This window comes from Acidovorax sp. FW305-C-20-28, assembly GCF_058783375.1.
The window spans coordinates 180,427-200,607 of sequence record NZ_JBYSYM010000009.1 but is presented as its reverse complement, the minus strand read 5'-3'; the positions used below and the strand labels follow the sequence as shown (position 1 = coordinate 200,607).

Genomic DNA, 20,181 nt, shown 5'->3' with positions numbered 1-20,181 from the left:
GGGGTCGTCTTTTCTTGGCCTACCTTCTTTTGACGAAGCAAAAGAAGGTAGGTGCGCCGCCGGGCGCACATCCCGGCACCCGCCCTCAAAAAAACATCCGCAGCAACCACCGCCCCAACCATGCCACCCCGACAGAGCCTTTCATTTCAGCCACGACACAAACTGCATATACAAAACTTACAGGCTGGCGAGACACTGTGCACACGGTCACCCAGCCAGTCCGCCAAATGCAACGCGACTCGGGTGAGTGGTTTTCTCTTTCAACAGAACCTGCAAGCCCATGAACAACGCCCTGTACCACGACGACGACACCGCCCACCACCACGGGCTCCAGCACGACCTCAAGACCCTGACACGCCAGGCCGCCACGCGCCGCAACGCGCTGCGCTGGCTGGCCGTGGGCAGCATGGCCCCCCTGTCCCTGCTTTCGGGCAACAGCATGGCCGACACGGCCAGCGACACCAGCACCGTGCTCAACTGGGCGCAGTCCACCTACCCGCAGTGGTTCCCGGCCAGCTCGGTGGTGGCGCAGAGCAACGCCAATTTCATCTTCCGCTTCTACCCCACCACCGACAACTACCTGGGCGTGAGCCTGCAGGATTCCAACCTGTACGCCTATGGCCGCGAGACCGGCTATGCCTTCCTGAACCTGGGCCCGCTGTCGCACTGGGTCAGCATGGCCGCAGGCGGCGCCACCAGCCAGACCTGCAGCATCATCCCGCAGGAGACGGCCGGCCCCTACCCCGGCGATGGCTCCAACAGCAACCAGTCGGGTGTGGCCAATGCGCTCACGCTCTCGGGCATCGTGCGCAGCGACATCCGAGCCAGCATCGGCGGCGCCACGGGCATCGCGGCCGGCATCCCGCTGCGCGTGGAGCTGGAACTGGTCAATACCGCGTCGAGTTGCGCCACCCTTTCGGGCTACGCCATCTACCTGTGGCACTGCACACGCGACGGCCTGTACTCCATGTACTCGAACGGCGTCACCGCCGAGAACTACCTGCGCGGCGTGCAGGAGACAAGCGCCTCGGGCGTGGCCACTTTCCAGTCCATCTTCCCGGGTTGCTACTCGGGCCGCATGCCGCACATCCACTTCGAGGTGTACCGCAACCTGGCCAGCGCCACGCGCGGCGCCAATGCCATCCGCACCTCGCAGATGGCATTCCCCACGGCCGTGTGCCAGCAGGTCTACACCACCGATGGCTACAGCGCGAGCGTGCGCAACCTCTCGCAGATCAGCTTTGCCACCGACAACGTGTTCAGCGACGGCGTCTCGCTGCAGACCGCCACGGTGACGGGCGACAACACCAGCGGCTATGTGGCCAAGCTGCGTGTGGGGGTGAGCGGCTGAAGCCCCACGGCTCTATCCCTTTTTTCTCTGATTCCCTCCCTTGGGTGCCTCCGGCTTGCCGGGGGCACCCCTTTTTTTGGCCGCGCCGGGAACGCGCGAACCAGCGCGGTCTCACTACAGCGAAACCGCCCATCGGCCTACAACAGGCCGGCCGGCCCGCGCCCAGAATGAGGCCCACGACACCGGGAGCCGATCATGAGCGCCATCGCCTACAAGGACACCTACCAGTTGGTCTTCGACCGGCTGACCGAACAGGACTCGACCACGGCGGAGCGCACGGCGCGGCTGCTGGCGCAGGTCATCGACCACCTGGAGCAGCGCCGCGAACTCGACCGCCAGGAAATCGAGGAGATGGTCCACAAGCTGGGCTGACCCGGCGAACCCGGGGCGAGCAGGTATCCATGCACGACCAATGCCTTTGGCGCCGCAGGGCCAAAGGCCGGTTCAGTAGCATGGCCCATCACCTTTCACAAAGGACCTGGACCACCCCATGAACGCACCGCTTCGCACCACCTCGGCCATCCTCGCGCTGGCCATCGCTTCCCTGACCGCTCCGACACTTGCCCACGCCAAGCGCATGGGCGGCAGCAAGCCTGCTGCAGCGCGCCCAGCGCCCGCCCCGGCACCCGCCGCCCCGGCCGCAACCGCCGCGCCAAAAGCTCCGGCCACTCCCAGTACCCCGGCCGCAGCTGCACCGGCCGCTGCAGCCGCTCCGGCTGCGGTCGCACCTGCAGCCGCCGCAGCACCCGCGGCGCGCCCCGGCATTGGCTCCACCCTGGGGGCTGCCGCCGTAGGCGGCGTGGCCGGCGCCATGGTGGGCAGTGCCCTTGCCGCCCCATCAAGCGCCGACAAGGAGAAGGAAGCCAAGGCCAAGGAAGCCGAGGCCGCCGAGAAGGAAGCCAAGGAGCTGCAGCGCAAGGCCGACGAAGCCAAGGCCAAGGCGGAAGCGGCACGCGCTGCCGCCAAGTAAGCCGTACAGGCCGCTGCGGTGCGGGTCAGGCTGGCTCGCCCGCCATCGCACGGGCGGCTTACTCGAGCGCCCGGGAAGCAGCGCCCAGCGCGAAAACGGAGTTGGGAACCCCTTCCCGTGGCAGCTGCGGCCGCGGCTTCAGGCGCTTGGCCGGGCTGTCCTTTTCCGCCACCGCCGGCGGTCGGGCCTGGTTTTCGATGGGCCCCTGCTGGCTCACCAGTTCGGCCACGGACACCGATGCGAGGTATTCCATCACCGAGTGGTTGAAGGCGGCCCAGAGGTCCGCCGTCATGGCGCCCTGAGAGGTGCTCATGGCATCGGCCGACCGGCCAGCGCCACCGGGCTTGCCGACCTCCGAGGCCAGCACGATGTCGGCCACCGAGATGTCACGCGCCCCCCGGGCCAGGGTGTACCCGCCCCCGGGGCCCCGGGTGCTCACCACGAGCCCCGCCTGGCGCAGGCCGCTGAAAAGCACCTCCAGGTAGGACACGGATATGCCATAGCGCTCGCTCAGCGCGGACAGCGCGACCGGGCTGCCCACGGAACGGGACGCCAGGTCCACGATGGCGACAACGGCAAATTTGCTGCGGGTGGTCAGGCGCATGGCTTGCTGCTCCAAAAATGGGGTTGGGGGCGCTTCGCGAACGCCCGGTTGTTGTTGTTCTTGTGCATGCGTGTTCTTTCAGGCATCGGCACAGCCTTTTTGCACCACCCGCAGCAGCAGTTGCATCCAGCCAGCGTGGCCCCAGTCCAGCGCTTCCAGCACCGAGGCCGCGGGAGCCTGCCCACGCGCCAGGTCCACGTCGAAAGTGCCGTCGGCCTTGTCGGCCGCCACCTGGACGGCCGCGCCCAGCAGCGGAATCTCCAGCGGCGGCTGCGGCCCGCCCGGGCCATCGGCGTCGATGCGCAGCACGCAACCGGGCAGCAGCCCGTAGCTCCAGCGGCGCTCCGGGTGGGCCTCTGCCCCCAGCGTGTTCATGTGCGCCAGGCGCTGGGCCTGGGTCATGCTGAACGGGTCCGACAGCGGCGCATCCTGCTTCGGGTAGCCGTCCATGCAGGCGGCGCCCAGGGCGATGGCGGCCACCGCAAAGGCCAGCCGCCAGCGCCCCCAGAGGGCAAGCTGCCACGGTGCGGTCGAATGGGCCCCGGTCATGAGGGCTTCCCGGGTTGGACAAACCCTGGGGAGGGGGGATGGGCGATTTCCATGGTGAATCTCAGGGGCCGGGCCCACGCGCTCCAGAGCTGGCAGCACAGGGGGATCCGACGGATCAATGCGAAGGGGTCGCACAACAGCCAAATGCGCGCGGCGCAGGCTGCGAGAGGCAGTTGGCGAGGAGAAACTGCTTCCGTTCAGAAGCGAACGGGGAAGCCGGCCGAAGGCCGGACGGATGCCCGGCTCAGGCGAGGAGGCCTGGGGCTTTTGGTGGCTTGTGCGGCGGCGCAAGCGCCACGGAAGGCGTGCGCACCGGGGCCAGGGGAATGAGACTTTTGGCTGCAACGGCACCGGCGTCGGCCAGCACCCGGGGCTGCAGCAGGTCCGGAAAGTCCTGCCGGTCATCGAGCAGGGCATGGTCGTCCGCATCGGAATTAGCGCCGGGGGCTTCGTGCCCCGGTGCGGTCTGGCTCAGCACGGCCAGGTCCTGCTGTGGCTCGAACGGTGGCAGGGGTCTGCTGGAGCCGACGACGGAAATCCCCACGCACAGCAGAAAGTGCAGGAGGAAGACGGCAACAAGGCTCCGGAACATGGTGGCCAATTATAGGCAGCATGGCGGGCCTCCCGGGCCCGCCATGCCTGCACAATGCCAAGGACCGTGACCCAGATCAAGGAAGCACTTCAAACACCAGGTACTGGTTGCGGTCAGTGGCCGAGTCGGCCGTCGGGAAGTTGTCGTCCGCCACCACCACCAGCGAGTCGCGCCCGTTGGCCAGCTTGGGGCCGAAAGTGATGCCTTCCAGGTTGGCAATGCCGCCCAGCTGGGTCTTCAGGGTTTCGAAGTCCAGCACCAGGCGCTTGGTCACCGGCGTGTAGGCAGCGCCGGCCAGTGCATTCGTGGTCAGCACATTGGTGGCATTGGCGGTGTTGATCTCATACAGACGGGCCTGGTTGCCCACCACGCCGACCGAGAAGCTGCGCTCCAGCACCAGGAAGCGCGTGGAACTCAGGGCCAGGATCTCGGTGGCGCCGCTGACCGTGAACTGGTCTGCCGGCACGGGCACGGCCTGCACCTTGTCCACGGGATAGGCGTACTGCGCCACGGCCGCACCGGTGCTGCGGTCGAACATCGTGATGCGCGAAACGCTGCCGGCCGTGGTGGTCGACGCCGGGCCATCCTGCAGCAAGGCGCCCTCCATCAGCACGGCAGCGCGGTTGTTGTCGGGCGTGAAGGCGATGCCCTCGAACGCCAGGTTGCCGCGCGGTCCGGTGTTGTCGGCCGACATGCGGAACATCGCGGGGATCTGGTACTCGCGCACATGCGTGCCGTCAGGGCGGATCTCGCGGATGAAGGGGTCGATGATGCGCGCGGCCGTGGTGCCCGAGGCCAGCGTGCGGTCGCCCTCGCTGACCCAGACGTAGTTGCCCGTGGCGCGGTCGATGCGCACCGATTCAGGATCGGCCACCAGCGGATCGGGTACCTTGGGGTAGACCGCTCCATTGGGCTGCTTCATGCTGAAGGTGGAGAGAAACTGCACGCCGCTGAAACTGCTGGTGTCGTAGTTCAGGCGCACGGTGTACATGCGCGGGGCGTTGGCCGAATCGGTCGTGGTGCGGTCGTCCGACAGCAGGATGAACTGGTTGTTCTTTGCGTCGTAGTCGATGCCCGAGATACCGCCCACCACCGTGCCCTGGTACTCCATGCGGCGCGGCAGGATCTGCTGGCCGATGAGGCGCAGCGAGCCGACCGAGCGCTCGCCGCCGTTGTTGTCATCGCTGCCGCCGCAGGCGGCAAGCAGTGCGGTAGCGGCGCACACGGCACCCAGCGTCCAGAGACTGCGAAGAACTGTCATTGTGGTTTTCCCCTCGTGAGTAAAGCGGGGGAGTCTAGGGAGGGCGTGTGACAGAACGGAGACCGCGGTATGGCAGGTGGCACAACTCTCTACCGAAGAGGCGGGACAGCGATGCTAAATTCGACAGCGACCTTCAAGGACCCCATGTGCAGCTATTGAAACTCTCGTGCGCCAACTGTTCGGCCCCTCTCGAAATTGAAGGGGATCTGGAGCGCTTCGCATGCAGTTACTGCGGAACCGAGCAGATCGTCAAACGTTCAGGTGGGGTGGTTTGGCTAAAGAAGATCGAAACCGCCATCCGGGATGTACAACAGGGCACGGACCGCACAGCGGCGGAGCTGGCACTGGTGCGGCTGGAGCGCGAGCTGGAAGCAGCCCAGAAAAGCAAGGCAGAGCTGATACGTGAAGCCCAGACAAAGCGCAACCTGGCCCAGGTAGGACGGTTGATGCAGTGCCTTATCCCATTCGTGGCTGTGCTCCTGATAGGCCCTTTGATCATCCTGCTGCTCGATGAATCGTTCAACGGCTCGTCCATCTTTGTCTGGCTTGTGGCTTGTGTGGCTGTCCCAGCGCTCGCTTTCCAGTCGATCAAGGTGCTCCCCATCGATATTCAGCCGGCACTGACCGAGATCGACGCGCGAATCGCGCAAATACAGGAGCGCATTGAGATGAACCGTAGCATTCTGGATGCACCGCCGGCCTGACGGTGTACTGCGGCCATGAACGCCATCAAGTCGGCAGCGTATCCAGAATGCGCCGGTTCGCTTTGATGTGCTCCCGGACCTTGTCGATCTTCTCATCCAAGTGCTCCGTCTCTTGCACCAGATCGATTTTCGGCAGCTTGGTCTCCCGATAGACCAGGGCCGGGGTCCCGATCGCTACGATCCAAAAAACCACGATCTTCAAGATCTCGCCCAGTGTGGACTTCGGCTCGATCGGGCTCACAAAGATCGCCCAGAGGATCACGACGACGAACGTGGCGATGATTGCCATGGTGTGCCTGCCGGTTTTGGCATGCTCCACCCGCAACTGCACCCGATGCACTATCTGTGCCCTCTGGCTCATGAGCTCATCGAGTTCACGGGTCAAGCGCGGCATGGCCAGTTCCGCGGCCGTCCGATCCGTGCCCCTCTGCACTGCGTTGATCGCCGTCTCCAGCTTGCGTGTGGACACCACCCCGCCCGAGTGCTCGACGATCTGCGCCGTTCCGCAGTAGCTGCAGGTGAATCGCTCCAGATCCGCACGCACCTCCAGCGGCGCAGAGCAGTTTGCACAAGACAAGGTCAACAACTGCACGACCATCCCCTCCTTTGAATCGACCGAATCTACCATCGGTGACCGAATGTAAAAGCCCCCAAATGTCGCAGGGGCCCGAATGAAGTGCAGGCGACCTGCGCGTCCTCGGCATACCCGCCACGCTTTCGCGCCGCCCGGCCCGCCACGGCGCGGGCCGCTTTTTTTGTTTCTGGCGATAGAATCGCGGCCAGCTAGGGGTGCCGAAGCCGGGTAACAACCGGTCGAGGCTGAGAGAGTCCCTTTGAACCTGATTGAGATCATCCTCGCGCAGGGAAGCAGTCCGCATACGCCATACCTGGCGCCCTGCCCTCGCGGCTGGTGCGTTGGGGTCCAGCCAGTACGCTGCCGACCCTGCTCTGTCGTCCATTGTCTGAACGGAGAGCCCGACCACCATGTCCGCACATGTTTCCACGACCACCCCTGCCAACGAGGCGCTGGCCCCGGTCAGCCCCGAGCGCCGCGTCTTCCAGTGGCACGACCATGCCTCGCTCTGGTTCAGCCTGGGCGTGGGCCTGCTGGTCATGCAGGTGGGCAGCTACCTCATGCCGGCATTGGGCACCAAAGAGGCATTGATCGCCATCGTCGCCGGCTCCATCGTGGGTGCCGGCCTGTTGGGCTGGGTGGCCAAGCTCGGTTGCGACAGCGGGCTGGCGAGCGCGGGGCTGATGCACGCGGTCTACGGCCGCACGTTTGCCGGCCTGCCCATCATCCTGAACATCGTGCAGCTCGTGGGCTGGGGCACGTTCGAGCTGGTGGTGATGAGCGAGGCCACGGTGGCCATCGGCCGCCAGGCGGGCAGCATGGCCGGCGGGCAATGGCCGGTATTGGCCACGCTGCTGTGGGGCGGCGTGGTGGTGCTGCTGATCAGCGCATCGATGGTGCAGCTGGTACGCAAGCTGATCGCGCGCGTGGCGCTGCCGCTGGTAGTGCTGTCGCTGCTGTGGCTGAGCTGGCAGTTTCTCTCGCTGGCCAACGCGCAGGGCTTTGCGCAGTTGTGGAATCGACCCGGCACCGGCGGCATGGGCGTGCTGCCCGCGCTGGACCTGGTGATCGCCATGCCGATCTCGTGGCTGCCGCTGGTGGCCGACTATGCGCGCCATGGCAAGAGCGGCAACTCGGCGCTGCGCGGCACCTGGCTGGGCTATGCGCTGGCCAATATATGGTGCTATACGCTGGGCGTGCTGGTGGCGCTGACCTTGCCCAGCAAGGACCTGGTGCAGGCCCTGCTGCTGGCCCAGGGCGGGCTGATCGCGCTGTCACTGATCCTGATCGACGAAGTGGACAATGCCTACGGCGACACCTACTCGGGCGCTGTATCGGCCCACAGCCTGCTGCCACGCTGGGGCGTGCGCCGCTGGGGCGTGGTGATGGCCGTGGCCTGCACGGCCCTCGCACTGGTGCTGCCCATGCACAGCCTGGAACCCTTTTTGCTGTTGCTCAGCTCGGTGTTCGTGCCGCTGTTCGGCGTGATCCTGGGCCGCCTGGCCTTTGGCACCGATGCACCGGCGCTGCTGGCACGCGTCCCCCAGGTGAACTGGCTGCCCGTGGGCCTCTGGCTGCTGGGCATTGCGGTCTACCACGTGGCGCCGCTGGTGCTGCCGGGCGCAGGCTCGGCGCTGCCGGCGCTGGCCTTCAGCTTTGGGGCGGCCTGGGCCACACGCCCCAGGGCCGCTTGAGGCTGGCTGCGCCGCCAGGGGCGGCGCTTACCAGTGGTTTTCCGCCAGCCGACGGCCCAGCTCTGCAGTGCACTTGCGGATGCGGGGTTCCAGCAGGTCGTCCAGGGACAGGGTCACGGTGCCAACGTGGTGGTACAGCTCGTTCCACTCGCGCTCCCCGGTATCGTGGCCATAGACCAACGGGAAGAAGCTACCGTTGCGGTGGAATGCCAGGAAGGTGGTGTCGCCATGGCCATAGCTGTGGCTGACCTCGCCGAACAGCACCATGTCCTCGCGCAGAGGCCTGAGTTGCTCGGGTGGCAGGTGGTTGTCGAACTCGGCCGGCGATCCATAGGTGGTCAGGCCGCCATAAAGGAAAGGCCATTCGGGGCGCTTGCTGCTGTACTGGCCGGGCGGGCGGATCAATTCCTCGATCGGCGGAATGCGCACGCTGCAGTAGCGGTATTCCTCGAAGACGTCGAATCCGCCGTGGTTCAGGTACAGCGCCTTGAGCGGGCCGGGCAGCGCAAAGCCGATGCGCTGCTCGAAGGCATCGATCGCGGCCGGCGTTTCCGGCCCGTGCTCGGTGGTGCCGTAGAAACTCTCGATATCTTCGGCCAGCCAGTCCTCCTGGGTGGCGTGGACCTGCTGCATCACTTCTTCGGAACGGATCTTGTGCTGTTCGAAGGCTTCCAGATACGACATGGGTGTTTGGGCTTGTGGGGTTGTAAAGGTTCAGAAAATCCGCTGCGCCACCGGCGCATAGCCGTGGTTCAGCGGGCCATGGCCGCCACCGGTGACCACCTCGGCGCCGGCGGCGATGGCGCCCAGGATATAGGCCCGGGCACCCTCCACCGCACGCTGCAGCGGCAGGCCCAGGGCCAACTGTGAGGCAATGGCGGACGACAGCGTACAGCCCGTGCCATGGCCGTTGTGCGTGGCAATGCGGGCCGACTGCAGGCGGTGCCCGGCCTGGCCGGGCGCCGTGGCCAGCACGTCCACCACCCAGTCGCCCGGCAGGTGGCCGCCCTTGAGCAGGGCCGCGCGCGCGCCCAGGCCCAGCAGGTCCTGCGCGGCCTGCTCCAGGTCATCGAGGCCCGCCAGGGTGCGGCCCAGCAGCCAGCCCGCCTCATCGAGGTTGGGCGTGATCAGCTCGGCCAGCGGGAACAGCTCCTGCACCAGCACGCCTACGGTCTCCTGCGCAATCAGGCGGTCGCCGCTGGTGGCCACCATCACCGGGTCGAGCACCACATGGGGCAGGCGGTATTCGCGGATGGCGTCGGCCACCACGCGCACCACCTCGGGCGAGTGCAGCATGCCGATCTTCACGGCGTCCACGCCGATGTCCTGCACCACGGCATCGATCTGGGCCTTGAGCATCTCGGGCGGGATGCCGTGGATGCCTGTCACGCCCAGCGTGTTCTGCGCGGTGATGGCGGTGATGGCCGTCATGCCATAGCAGCCCAGGGCGGCAAAGGTCTTGAGGTCGGCCTGGATGCCTGCGCCGCCCCCGCTGTCGGAACCGGCAATCGAGAGCACGCGCGCGTAGCGCGGGGACGTTGAAGGCCCTGTGGGCGCGTTGGAGGGGGCTGAAGTCATGGGCAAAAATTATCGCCCATGACCTGGGTCACCCCGGGCAAAGAGGCAATGTGCTGTAATTGCAGCTTACGGACGAAACAGGGGTGTCCCGCCCATGCGGCGCGCGACTGAGAAATACCCTGGGGCGGCACACCCGCGGCCCCGCTACCCGATCCAGGTCATGCTGGCGTGGGGAGTTTCCACAGCGACGGAAGAAAGCAAGCATCCCGTTTTGTCCACCTGTTGCATACAGCTGGACGCATGAATCCTCCTTCCTCCTCGTTCGCCATCCTGGGTGCCGGCCTCATGGGCCGGCTGCTGGCGGTCGAACTCGCACGCCAGGGGCATGGCGTGGACATCTATGACGCAGCCGGCCCGGCGGCAGAGCAGTCGGCCGCCACGGTGGCCGCTGCCATGCTGGCGCCGCTGGCCGAGTCGGCCGTCACAGAGCCCGGCGTGGTGCGCATGGGCCAGCACGCCCTCACCCGCTGGCCGCAGCTGCTCGCGCAGCTAGCGCAGCCCGTCTTCTTCCAGCAGCAGGGCACACTCATCGTCTGGCACCGGCAGGACGCAGCCGAGGCCCAGCGCCTCACGCGCCAGTTGCAGGCCAACCAGCGCGCCATCCCCGAGCTACCGGGCCTGCAGGAACTCGACAGCGCGGGCCTTACTGGCGTGGAGCCGGCCCTGGCGGGCCGCTTCGCCCGGGGCCTGTACCTGCCCGGCGAAGGCCAGCTCGACAACCGCCAGCTGCTGGCCGCCCTGGTGCACGAGATGCAGCGCCTCCACGTGCGCACCCACTGGCATGCGCCGCGCCACCCCGATGCCTTTGCACCTGGGGAGCCCGGCCAGCCCGACTGGGTGCTGGACTGCCGGGGCCTGGGCGCGCGCGACCCCTGGCGCGCGCTGCGCGGCGTGCGTGGCGAGGTGGTGCGTGTGCAGGCGCCCGAGGTCACGCTGCAGCGCCCCACGCGCCTGGTGCACCCGCGCTACCCGATCTACATCGCGCCCAAGGAAGACCACCTCTTCGTGATCGGCGCAACCGAGATCGAGTCCGACGACCTTTCGCCCGCGAGCGTACGCTCCACGCTGGAGCTGCTGAGCGCAGCCTATGCCGTGCACAGCGGCTTTGCCGAGGCGCGCATCGTTGAGGTGGCCACGCAATGCCGCCCCACCCTGCCCGACAACCTGCCCGCCATACGCCAGCAGCGCCCGGGCGTGCTCGAGGTCAACGGCCTGTACCGCCACGGCTTCATGATCGCGCCGGCCATGCTGGACGTGGTGATGGAGGTGCTGGGTACGGGCCGTTCCGCCCTGGCCCCCCGATTCGACCTGAACCTGCAACTGCTGCAATGCCAGCCCCGCGAGCCTGCCGCCCCCATCCTTTGACCATGAACGTTTCCATCAACCAGATCCCGCACGAGCTGCCCGAGGGCGCCACCGTCGTCGATGCCGTGGCCGCCATCGAAGCGCGCCCGCCTTTTGCCGTGGCCGTGAACACCGTCTTCGTTCCCAACAGCCGCTATGCAGCGCAGCCGCTGCAACCGGGCGACAAGATCGAAGTCATCTCCCCCGTCACCGGCGGCTGATCCCTCCCCTCCTCCACCATGACCACCTCCAACGACCCGCTGGTCCTGTACGGCCAGACCTTCCACAGCCGCCTGCTGCTGGGCACCTCGCGCTACCCCTCGCCTGCCGTGCTCGAAGCCGCCGTGCAGGCCTCGCACCCCGCCATGGTCACGGCCTCGCTGCGCCGCCAGGGCAGCAACCCGGCCGAGTCGGGCAGCAGTTTCTGGGAGCTGCTGCGCCGCCTCGATGTGCCCGTGCTGCCCAACACCGCGGGCTGCCACAGCGTGCAGGAGGCCATCACCACCGCGCAGATGGCGCGCGAGGTGTTCAACACGCCCTGGATCAAGCTCGAGCTGATCGGCGACGACTACACCCTGCAGCCCGATACGCTGAACCTGGTGGGCGCGGCCGAGCACCTGATCAAGGAAGGCTTCCAGGTGCTGCCCTATTGCACCGAGGACTTCGTGCTGTGCCAGCGCCTGGTGGACGTGGGCTGCCAGGCCGTGATGCCCTGGGCCGCGCCCATCGGCACCGGCCGTGGGCCTGTCAACCCCTATGCGCTGCAGATGCTGCGCGAGCGCCTGAACGTGCCCATGCTGGTGGACGCCGGCCTGGGCCTGCCCTCGCACGCCTGCCAGGTGATGGAATGGGGCTACGACGGCGTGTTGCTCAACACTGCCGTGGCCCTGGCCCAGGACCCCGTGGCCATGGCAGGTGCCTTTGCCAATGCCGTGCACGCCGGCCGCACCGCCCGCCTGGCTGGCGCCATGACGGCGCAGGACGCCGCCCAACCCAGCACCCCCGTGCTGGGCACCCCCTTCTGGCACCACGACGACCATGCCTGATACCGCACCGACCGAACTGGCCAAGGCCATCGTGGCGCACCACGCCGCCACGTTTGCCGGCTTCAGCGCCGAGCCCATGCCGGCGCCCACCTCCAGCGAGCCCTCCTACCTGGCCGCTCTGCAGGCAGCCAGCGCCCTGGGCTTCATCGCCCACGATGCCGAATGCATCGCCCGCGCTTGGCAAGCCCGCACCCAGCGCACCGGCGCCGTGAGCCCCGAAGCCTGGCCCGACGAGCCCTCCGACTTCGGTCTGCAGGCCGTGCCGCGCGCCCAGGCCTTTGCCACCGGCCCCGATGCCCTGGGCCTGTACGCCGTGCTGCCCGACGCCGCCTGGGTGGGCCGCATGGCCCGTGCAGGCGTGCCTACCGTGCAGTTGCGCTTCAAGTCCGACGACCCGACCGCCATCGAGCGCGAGGTCAATGCCGCCGTGCAGGCGGTGCAGGACACCGGTGCCCTGTTGTTCATCAACGACCACTGGCGCGCCGCGATCAATGCGGGCGCCTATGGCGTGCATCTGGGGCAGGAAGACCTCGACGCGCTGAGCCCTGCGGATCTGCAGACCCTGCGCCATTCCGGCGTGCGCCTGGGGGTGAGCACGCATGGCTATGCCGAGATGCTGCGCGCCGACGCCGTCGGCCCGAGCTACATCGCCATGGGCGCCGTGTTTCCGACCACGCTCAAGAAGATGGCCACGGCGCCGCAGGGCGTAGGGCGGCTGCAGGGCTATGCGCGGCTGCTGCGCCACTACCCTCAGGTGGCCATCGGTGGCATCGGGGCCGAGCAGTTCCCCGAGGTGCTGGCCACGGGCGTGGGTTCGGTGGCCGTGGTGCGCGCGCTGGTCAATGCGCCCGATCCCGAGGCGGCCGCGGCTGCACTGATGCGGGCGATGAAAACCGCCTAGCGGTGCAACACAGCCGCCGAGTCCGCCGGCCGGCAGCCCTGAAAGAAAACAGGCCCTGAGGAGGGCCTGTTTCCTTTTCTACTTCTTGCGTCCGTGCTCGTCCTGGCGCTGCTCCAGCTCCAGGCGCAGCTCCATGAGGTCGTTCTCGGCGCCGAAGCCCACGGCCTGGCCGGGAGGCGGCGGGGGCGTGACCGGCACGGGCGGCAGGTCGCTCAACGTGAGGTGCAGGGGCTCGGACAGGTCCACGTCCAGGTTCACCGAGGACTTGGTGTAGGTCGCAGGCGGGTTGCGCGGCAGCGCCGAGCCCAGCGGGGCCGGAGCCGAGGACACGCCAGCGATGGGGGCCATGCCCGATGTGGGCTCCAGGCTCAGTTCAGCCGGGCCGGACTGCCGGGCCACCGGGGCTGGTGCGGACGATGAGGGCTCGGTGCTGCCGAAGTCGAACTCCAGGCTGGCGGCCAGCGAGTCGAGCGGGAAGTCAGGCTCCGTATCGTCCAGCGGCGAGCGGAATTGCACGCCCAGGCCCCTCTCGACCGCCGCATCGAATGACTCCTCCACGGGCGTGGTGCGCTTGCGGGGGGGCGGCGCCCCGCGCTGGCTCGGTGGCGTGGTCTGCGCAATGCCCAGCAGCAGCAGCAGGTCGTCGTAGGCTGCCAGGTCAAAGGGCTCTGCCGCCTGGTTGCCTGGGCGGTGGAACAGGAACTTGTCCAGCGTGTGCAGCACGTTCGGCGAGCTCCACTCGGCCTCGATCTCGGCCAGCGCGTCGGGGTAGCGGTCCAGCGGTCGGCCCTGGCGGTTGAAGGCCGAAAACTCGGGTACCTTGGCGTTGAAGTAGCGCATGAACTGCGAGCGCAGCTGCATGAAGTCTTCGGCGCGGCTCAGCGTGTGGAACAGGCGCAGCAGTTCCAGGTAAGCCACCGGCGTGGTCTCCTTGTGGTCCACGATGTGCTTGCGCAGCACTTCCACGGCCTGGTTGTGCTCGCCCACCGAGACAAAGAACTCGGCCTGCTGCTGGATGTCGAACACATCGTCGGGGTTGACGATCTTCAGCGCCCGGGCCGGCTCCATCGCGGGGGCTGCCGGCTTGACCGGGGCAGGCGCCGGCACCCGCGCGGCGGCTGCGGCCACCGCCGTCGGCGCCGCGTACAGGGGTGCCGGCCCGGAGGCCGGCTTGGCATCCTTGAACAGGGGAGCGCTGCCGGAAGGTGCCCGCAGATCGCCCTTCACCGACGGGACGGGCAGGGTTTCGAGCGGCTCCCATCCGGGATCGACCTGCCCTGCCGTGGGCGCGCTGGAGTCGACCGCGCTGACCTTGACCGACTCGCGCCACGATTTCTCGGACAACGCGGTCTGGCGGCTGGCGCGCTGCCAGACCCAGGCCAACAGGCCCAGCGCCAATGCCAGCAAAGCCCCCAGCACATAGACGACCGTGGCCGGAAAGCGCTCCTGGGCCTCGTCAAGCTGCTGCTGCAATTGCTGCGTGGTGGCGAGTTGCTGGGCCGAGCCTGCCTTCACGGCCTTGGCCTCGGCCTCCAGCACGCGCAGGCGCTCGGCATCCTGCGCCAGGCTTTCCGGGGTGGCGTTCAAGGCCTTCCAGGCGGCGGCCGCTTCGGCACGCTGGGGCGACGACTCCTCCGCCGGGGTGGACAGCAACTGCGTCGTGGCACGCAGGGCCACCGGGCTTTCCAGCCACAGGTCCAGCGGCTCCAGCACCAGGCGCGGGCCGGCGGCGGGGGCAGGAGCCTGTGCATTGGCAATCACGCGCGCATTGCTGCGTGCCGGTGCTGCTGCGGCCGCACGCGATGCGCGCTCCGCAGCGGGCGCGGCACTGGCGGGCGCCTGCCGGCGTGCTGCAGCGGCGGCGCCACGGGCTGGCGCCCCGGCCGCGCTGCGATCTGGGGAGGAAGAAGGCTCGGCCAAGCCCGATGCCGCGGCACCGGTGCCGCCCACCGCAACGGGGGGCACCACCGGCAAGGCCCCGGCCTGCGCAGCGGCGGCAGGAGGGACTCGCCCAGGGGGGTCGGCAAGAAAGGTATAGTTGCGCGTCACCTTGCCCGTGCACCCGGCGGTGAGCGTGACGGTCAACACCGGCTCGTCAATCACCGAGGTGGTCTGCACGCGCACGGAGGCGGCGCGCCCGGCCGATGCGGGCTGGGGCGTCACGCGCACCCGGGAGGGGCTGACAGGCGTATCGCCCGCGACCAGGGTGGCTCCGATACATGACGACGCGACGTCAGAACCCTGGTCTGGCTGGATGTCGAAGCTCAGATCGACCGGCGAGCCGATCACCGCGGCACCCCGACCGCTGCCCAGCGAAAGCGCCGAAGCGCCCAGGGCAACAACCCACAAACCGGCTCCCAAAATGGTGTTACGGAGTTTCACAATAATTTCTGTTTTGAGCGCGTCCCATTCTTGCACATAAGTGCGCGGGCATGTCCACAGCCATAATGGCGCTATGAAAATTCAGTTTCTCAACGTCGGCATCGTGGGTTCGGGCGCCATGGGCCGGGGCATCGCACAGATCGCCGCCCAGGCGGGCAGCCAGGTCCACCTGCTCGACACCCAGGCCGGTGCAGCCCTTGCCGCCAAAGACAGTATCCACGACCAATGGCAAAAACTCGTAGGAAAAAATCGCATTTCTGCAGAGCAGGCTGCGGCCTGGTCTGCGCAATTGCACATCGTTGACAATTCTGCGGGCCTGGCGCACTGCGACTTGGTGGTCGAGGCCATCGTCGAGCGCCTGGACGTCAAGCGCGGCCTGTTCGCCGACCTCGAGAAGGTGGTGGGCCCCGACACGGTGCTGGCCACCAACACTTCGTCGCTGTCGGTCACCTCCATCGCTGCCGGCATGCAGCGCCCCGGGCGCCTGGCGGGTTTCCACTTCTTCAACCCCGTGCCGCTCATGAAGGTGGTGGAAGTGATCGCCGGGCTCAAGACCGAGCCGGCCGTCTGCACCGCCCTGTCCGAGTACGCCCGGCAGATGGGCCACACGCCCGTGCTGGCGCAGGACACCCCCGGCTTCATCGTCAACCACGCCGGGCGCGGCTATGGCACCGAGGCCCTGCGCATCGTGGGCGAGGGCGTGGCCGACTTCGCCACCATCGACCGCATCCTGCGCGACCAGGTGGGCTTCAAGCTCGGGCCCTTCGAGCTCATGGACCTCACGGCACTCGACGTGTCGCACCCGGTGATGGAATCCATCTACCAGCAGTACTACGACGAGCCGCGCTACCGCCCCAGCGTGATCACCGCGCAGCGCCTGGCCGGCGGCGTGGTGGGCAAGAAGGTGGGCGAAGGCTTCTACCGCTATGAGAACGGCACCGCCCAGGTGCCTGCCGAGCCCCCGGTGCCCGTGGTGGACCAGATCCCGCCCGTCTGGGTGTCGCCGCGCGCCGCGCGCCGCGCCGAGCTGTACCAGTTGCTCAAGGACCTGGGCGCCACCATCGAGACCGGCACCTCGCCCTCGCCCAACGCCATCACCCTGGTGGCGCCCCTGGGCTTTGACGTGACCACCGTGGCCGTGGTGGAGCGGCTGGACCCGGCGCGCACCATCGGCATCGACATGCTGGTCGAAGAAGCCGCCACCAAGCGCCGCGTGCTGGCCACCAACCCGGCCACGCGCGTGGACATCCGCAACGCCGCGCACGCCCTCTTCGCGCGCGACGGCAAGCCGGTGAGCGTGATCCGCGACAGCGGCGGCTTCGTCACGCAGCGCGTGGTGGCCACCATCGTCAATATCGCCAGCGACATCTGCCAGCAAGGCATCTGCAGCCCGCGGGACCTGGAAACGGCTGTGACGCTGGGCCTGGGCTACCCCCTTGGCCCGCTGGCCATGGGCGACCGCTGGGGCCCGACCAATGTGCTGGAAGTGCTGTTCAACATGCAGACGGTGTACGGCGACACGCGCTACCGCCCCAGCCCCTGGCTGCGCCGGCGCGGCGCCATTGGCCTGAGCCTGACCCACGTCGAAGAAGCCTGAGCCCCCGCTAAAAAGAAAGAACCCGGAGACAAGATGCCTGCAGAACTCAAGAGCACCAGCCAGGGAAAGACCCTCGTGCTGACCATCCACAACCCGGAGCGGCGCAACGCCATCGAGCCGGCCATCTACGCTGCCGGCGTGGAGGCGCTGAGCGTGGCCGAGAACAGCCCCGACATCCGCAGCGTGGTGATCACCGGTTCGGACAACATGTTCTGCGCGGGCGGCAACCTGCAGCGCCTGCTGGGCAACCGCCAGGAGGCGCGCGAGGTGCAGGCGCAGAGCATCGAAGGCCTGCACAACTGGATCGAGATGGTGCGCACCTACCCCAAGCCCATCATCGCGGCGGTGGAGGGTGCGGCAGCGGGCGCGGGTTTCTCGTTGGCCCTGGCCTGCGACATGGTGGTGGCCGCGCGCAATGCGGTGTTCGTGATGGCCTACAGCAATGTCGCCCTGTCGCCCGACGGCGGCGCCAGCTGGAGCCTGGCGCAGGCCCTGCCGCGCCAGATCGCGACCGAGATCCTGATGTGCGGCGACCGCATCCCGTCCGAGCGCCTGCACGCCCTGGGCGTGGTCAACCAGTTGGCCGACCCGGGCAGCGCCCTGGAAGCCGCCCTGGCCCTGGCCGAGCGGCTGAACGGCCGCGCGCCCAACGCCCTGGCCAGCATCAAGGAACTGCTGAACGAAGCCCCTGGCAACCACCTCACGCAGCACCTGGCCAGCGAACGCGACCACTTCGTGAACAACCTTCACCATGCCAACGGGGGCATCGGCATCTCCGCCTTCCTGGACAAGCAGACACCGAAGTACGAGTAAGAGCGGCTAACAAAACTCTTCTGGCGTCGTTGCGGCGTCTTGTCGTACTGCTCGTACTGCCTGCGACGCAGCGCCTAGCCAGAACCGCTTCACTGAGTTTTGTGAGCCGCTCCAAGCCTCGCCACCCTCGACACACACGCCAACGGCCCTCTCGCAGGGCCGTTGGCGTTTCTGCCTGCCAGCGCGGCGCACGGGCAAGACGCTCAGGTGACAACCCTGACGCAAGGCGCCGGTCCCTCACGCGACAATGGGCCTGTTTCCAGTCACGCAAAAGACAGGCCATGGACGACCCGATTCTTACCATCGAAGAACGTGAAGCGATCAACTCTGGTCGCTGGTTTTCTTCCCTCTCACCTTCGCTACGCCACGACATCCTCCGATGTGCCTACGTCAAACGCTTCAAGGATGGCGGCCTGATCGCCGCCCGCGGGGACCCGCCCGAGGAGTGGATTGCCTGCGCGCGCGGTGCGGTGCGCGTGAGCTCCACCTCTATCTCGGGCAAGCAGATCACGCTGACCTACGTGGAGCCGGGCATCTGGTTCGGCGACGTGGCGATCTTCGACGGGGACCGGCGCACGCACGACGCCTATGCGCATGGCGATACCACCATCCTGTGCGTGGCCAAGGCCGACTTCAGAAAGATCCTGGCCGCCCATACCGAGCTGTACGAAGCCATGCTGCGCCTGCATGCACGGCGCATCCGCCAGCTGTTCGGGCTGGTGGAAGACCTCAACACCCTGCCCCTGCGCTCGCGCCTGGCCAAGCAGCTGGTGCACCTGGTGCGCAGCTATGGCGTGCCCAGCCTGTCGGACGGCAGCGAGATGCGCATCGGCCTGCAGCTGGCGCAGGAAGAACTGGCGCAGCTCTTGGGCGCATCACGCCAGCGCGTGAACCAGGAGCTCAAGTCCATGGAGCGCGAGGACGCCATCCGCATCGAACCGGGCGGCCTGGTGATACGCGACCGCGATGCACTGATGCGCATCGCCGAAGCCGATACCTGACGACATCCCGGCCCGGGGCCTGCCCCGGCGCCGCCATTCCCCAACACCTGCCGACCACGGCGGGGCGAGACAAGCACGCTGCCACCACCAGTGTGAGGACCCAGCACCCATGAGCAATTTTGACCACTTTGTCGGCACCCGCGCGGTGTCCGAGCAGCATGCCTTCGACGTCGCCGCCCTCACCACCTGGCTGAGCACCCACATGGAGGGCTTCGAGGGCCCCATGACCGTGGAGATGTTCAAGGGCGGGCAGTCCAACCCCACCTACAAGCTCGTCACGCCCAAGGCCAGCTACGTGATGCGTGCCAAACCCGGCCCAGTGGCCAAGCTGCTGCCCTCGGCCCACGCCGTGGAGCGCGAATTCGCGGTGATGAGCGGCTTGGCCGGCACCGATGTGCCCGTGCCGCGCATGCATGTGCTGTGCGAGGATGAATCGGTCATTGGCCGCGCCTTCTACATCATGGAATGCATGCAGGGCCGCGTGCTGTGGGACCAGTCCCTGCCCGGCATGACGCCGGCCGAGCGCGGTGACATCTACAACGAAATGAACCGCGTGATCGCCGCGCTGCACAGCGTGAAGTTCGCCGAGCGCGGCCTGGCCAACTACGGCAAGCCCGGCAACTACTTCGAGCGCCAGATCGGCCGCTGGAGCAAGCAGTACGTGGCCTCCATCACCCAGCCCATCCCCGAGATGGACAAGCTCATGGAGTGGCTGCCCGCGCACATGCCGGCCAGCGCGCGCGATGAGAGCCAAGTCTCCATCGTGCACGGCGACTACCGCCTGGACAACCTGATGTTCCACCCCACCGAGCCACGCGTGATCGCCGTGCTCGACTGGGAACTGTCCACCCTGGGCCACCCGCTGGCCGACTTCAGCTACCACTGCATGAGCTGGCACATCCCCGCCGCCATGGGCCGCGGCATCGCGGGCCAGGACATCGCGGCCCTGGGCATCCCCGACGAGGACCGCTACATCCGCATGTACTGCGAGCGCACCGGCATCGCCACGCCCGAGGCATTGCGCGCCGACTGGAACTTCTACCTGGCCTACAACATGTTCCGCATCGCCGCCATCCTGCAGGGCATCGCCAAGCGCGTGGAGGCCGGCACGGCCTCCAGCGCCCAGGCCAAGGCCTCGGGCGACACAGCGCGCCCCATGGCACAACTGGCCTGGTCCTTTGCCCAGCGCAGCTGAGCACCCACCCACAGAAATTACCCAA

Annotated in this window: 22 protein-coding genes and 1 riboswitch; of the genes, 14 read left to right on the top strand and 8 right to left on the bottom strand. The window is 67.6% G+C overall.

Annotation, left to right across the window (positions count from 1 at the left end; all coding sequences use genetic code 11):
• The 4 genes from AC3WOH_RS13190 to AC3WOH_RS13175 form a co-directional block, all read left to right on the top strand.
• Positions 1 to 284, top strand: a 284-nt coding sequence (locus AC3WOH_RS13190; RefSeq protein WP_492229775.1) for a hypothetical protein, incomplete at its 5' end; no start/stop codon positions are given.
• Positions 281 to 1,351: a peptidase associated/transthyretin-like domain-containing protein gene (locus AC3WOH_RS13185; protein WP_492229774.1), complete on the top strand. Its 1,071-nt coding sequence runs from the start codon at positions 281 to 283 to the stop codon at positions 1,349 to 1,351. The genes AC3WOH_RS13190 and AC3WOH_RS13185, both read left to right, overlap by 4 nt.
• Before the next feature lie 195 nt (positions 1,352 to 1,546).
• Complete coding sequence (locus AC3WOH_RS13180) at positions 1,547 to 1,723, top strand: hypothetical protein (protein WP_184860808.1); 177 nt, start codon at positions 1,547 to 1,549, stop codon at positions 1,721 to 1,723.
• 118 nt (positions 1,724 to 1,841) lie between these two features.
• Positions 1,842 to 2,321 (top strand): hypothetical protein, encoded by a 480-nt coding sequence (locus tag AC3WOH_RS13175; protein WP_492229773.1) that lies wholly within the window; start codon positions 1,842 to 1,844, stop codon positions 2,319 to 2,321.
• Between the two features lie 58 nt (positions 2,322 to 2,379).
• Here AC3WOH_RS13175 and AC3WOH_RS13170 read toward each other — a convergent pair whose 3' ends face one another.
• The 4 genes from AC3WOH_RS13170 to AC3WOH_RS13155 all read right to left on the bottom strand — a co-directional run bounded on the left by AC3WOH_RS13170 (position 2,380) and on the right by AC3WOH_RS13155 (position 5,327).
• Positions 2,380 to 2,925, bottom strand: a complete 546-nt coding sequence (locus tag AC3WOH_RS13170; protein ID WP_492229772.1) for an Rrf2 family transcriptional regulator — start codon at positions 2,923 to 2,925, stop codon at positions 2,380 to 2,382.
• 78 nt (positions 2,926 to 3,003) lie between these two features.
• The gene (locus tag AC3WOH_RS13165; protein WP_492229771.1) at positions 3,004 to 3,474 is read right to left on the bottom strand and encodes a hypothetical protein; all 471 of its coding nucleotides are present in this window, start codon (positions 3,472 to 3,474) and stop codon (positions 3,004 to 3,006) included.
• A 244-nt stretch (positions 3,475 to 3,718) separates the two neighbouring features.
• Positions 3,719 to 4,066: a hypothetical protein gene (locus tag AC3WOH_RS13160; protein WP_492229770.1), complete on the bottom strand. Its 348-nt coding sequence runs from the start codon at positions 4,064 to 4,066 to the stop codon at positions 3,719 to 3,721.
• A 76-nt stretch (positions 4,067 to 4,142) separates the two neighbouring features.
• Positions 4,143 to 5,327: an esterase-like activity of phytase family protein gene (locus AC3WOH_RS13155; RefSeq protein ID WP_492229769.1), complete on the bottom strand. Its 1,185-nt coding sequence runs from the start codon at positions 5,325 to 5,327 to the stop codon at positions 4,143 to 4,145.
• Positions 5,328 to 5,473: 146 nt separating this feature from the next.
• On the opposite strand from AC3WOH_RS13155, the gene AC3WOH_RS13150 reads away from it, so the two are divergent.
• Positions 5,474 to 6,031 (top strand): TFIIB-type zinc ribbon-containing protein, encoded by a 558-nt coding sequence (locus AC3WOH_RS13150; RefSeq protein ID WP_492229768.1) that lies wholly within the window; start codon positions 5,474 to 5,476, stop codon positions 6,029 to 6,031.
• 25 nt (positions 6,032 to 6,056) lie between these two features.
• Here AC3WOH_RS13150 and AC3WOH_RS13145 read toward each other — a convergent pair whose 3' ends face one another.
• Complete coding sequence (locus tag AC3WOH_RS13145) at positions 6,057 to 6,623, bottom strand: hypothetical protein (protein ID WP_492229767.1); 567 nt, start codon at positions 6,621 to 6,623, stop codon at positions 6,057 to 6,059.
• Positions 6,624 to 6,806: 183 nt separating this feature from the next.
• Positions 6,807 to 6,914, top strand: a riboswitch (TPP riboswitch).
• 101 nt (positions 6,915 to 7,015) lie between these two features.
• Between AC3WOH_RS13145 and AC3WOH_RS13140 the strand changes: the two genes are divergently transcribed.
• On the top strand, positions 7,016 to 8,299 hold the full coding sequence (locus AC3WOH_RS13140) for a purine-cytosine permease family protein (RefSeq protein WP_492229766.1): 1,284 nt from the start codon (positions 7,016 to 7,018) through the stop codon (positions 8,297 to 8,299).
• A 27-nt stretch (positions 8,300 to 8,326) separates the two neighbouring features.
• On the opposite strand, the gene AC3WOH_RS13135 is transcribed toward AC3WOH_RS13140, so the two are convergent.
• Together AC3WOH_RS13135 and thiD are read right to left on the bottom strand one after the other, a co-directional pair.
• On the bottom strand, positions 8,327 to 8,983 hold the full coding sequence (locus tag AC3WOH_RS13135) for an SMI1/KNR4 family protein (RefSeq protein WP_492229765.1): 657 nt from the start codon (positions 8,981 to 8,983) through the stop codon (positions 8,327 to 8,329).
• 30 nt (positions 8,984 to 9,013) lie between these two features.
• The gene (gene thiD, locus AC3WOH_RS13130; RefSeq protein ID WP_492229764.1) at positions 9,014 to 9,877 is read right to left on the bottom strand and encodes a bifunctional hydroxymethylpyrimidine kinase/phosphomethylpyrimidine kinase; all 864 of its coding nucleotides are present in this window, start codon (positions 9,875 to 9,877) and stop codon (positions 9,014 to 9,016) included.
• A 240-nt stretch (positions 9,878 to 10,117) separates the two neighbouring features.
• Here thiD and AC3WOH_RS13125 point away from each other — a divergent pair, with 240 nt between their 5' ends.
• The 4 genes from AC3WOH_RS13125 to AC3WOH_RS13110 are packed head-to-tail and all read left to right on the top strand — an operon-like array spanning position 10,118 to position 13,168.
• Positions 10,118 to 11,242 (top strand): FAD-dependent oxidoreductase, encoded by a 1,125-nt coding sequence (locus AC3WOH_RS13125; RefSeq protein ID WP_492229763.1) that lies wholly within the window; start codon positions 10,118 to 10,120, stop codon positions 11,240 to 11,242.
• Positions 11,243 to 11,244: 2 nt separating this feature from the next.
• Positions 11,245 to 11,442 (top strand): sulfur carrier protein ThiS, encoded by a 198-nt coding sequence (gene thiS / locus AC3WOH_RS13120; protein ID WP_492229762.1) that lies wholly within the window; start codon positions 11,245 to 11,247, stop codon positions 11,440 to 11,442.
• Positions 11,443 to 11,460: 18 nt separating this feature from the next.
• Entirely contained in the window at positions 11,461 to 12,267 is an 807-nt protein-coding gene (locus AC3WOH_RS13115; protein ID WP_492229761.1) for a thiazole synthase, read from the top strand.
• Positions 12,260 to 13,168 carry a thiamine phosphate synthase gene (locus tag AC3WOH_RS13110; protein WP_492229760.1) on the top strand — a complete coding sequence of 303 codons (909 nt, stop codon included), beginning with the start codon at positions 12,260 to 12,262 and terminating at the stop codon, positions 13,166 to 13,168. The genes AC3WOH_RS13115 and AC3WOH_RS13110 overlap by 8 nt, the downstream gene beginning before the upstream one ends.
• Positions 13,169 to 13,246: 78 nt before the next feature.
• Here the strand turns inward: AC3WOH_RS13110 and AC3WOH_RS13105 are convergent, their stop codons facing one another.
• Entirely contained in the window at positions 13,247 to 15,517 is a 2,271-nt protein-coding gene (locus AC3WOH_RS13105; RefSeq protein WP_492229759.1) for a hypothetical protein, read from the bottom strand.
• Between the two features lie 106 nt (positions 15,518 to 15,623).
• Between AC3WOH_RS13105 and AC3WOH_RS13100 the strand changes: the two genes are divergently transcribed.
• The 4 genes from AC3WOH_RS13100 (at position 15,624) to AC3WOH_RS13085 (ending at position 20,156) form a co-directional block, all read left to right on the top strand.
• Positions 15,624 to 17,147, top strand: a complete 1,524-nt coding sequence (locus AC3WOH_RS13100; protein ID WP_492229758.1) for a 3-hydroxyacyl-CoA dehydrogenase — start codon at positions 15,624 to 15,626, stop codon at positions 17,145 to 17,147.
• A 33-nt stretch (positions 17,148 to 17,180) separates the two neighbouring features.
• Positions 17,181 to 17,960: an oxepin-CoA hydrolase, alternative type gene (locus tag AC3WOH_RS13095; protein WP_492229756.1), complete on the top strand. Its 780-nt coding sequence runs from the start codon at positions 17,181 to 17,183 to the stop codon at positions 17,958 to 17,960.
• A gap of 281 nt (positions 17,961 to 18,241) precedes the next feature.
• Positions 18,242 to 18,961 carry a Crp/Fnr family transcriptional regulator gene (locus tag AC3WOH_RS13090; protein ID WP_492229754.1) on the top strand — a complete coding sequence of 240 codons (720 nt, stop codon included), beginning with the start codon at positions 18,242 to 18,244 and terminating at the stop codon, positions 18,959 to 18,961.
• Between the two features lie 109 nt (positions 18,962 to 19,070).
• Positions 19,071 to 20,156: a phosphotransferase gene (locus tag AC3WOH_RS13085; RefSeq protein ID WP_492229753.1), complete on the top strand. Its 1,086-nt coding sequence runs from the start codon at positions 19,071 to 19,073 to the stop codon at positions 20,154 to 20,156.
• Positions 20,157 to 20,181: the final 25 nt, after the last annotated feature.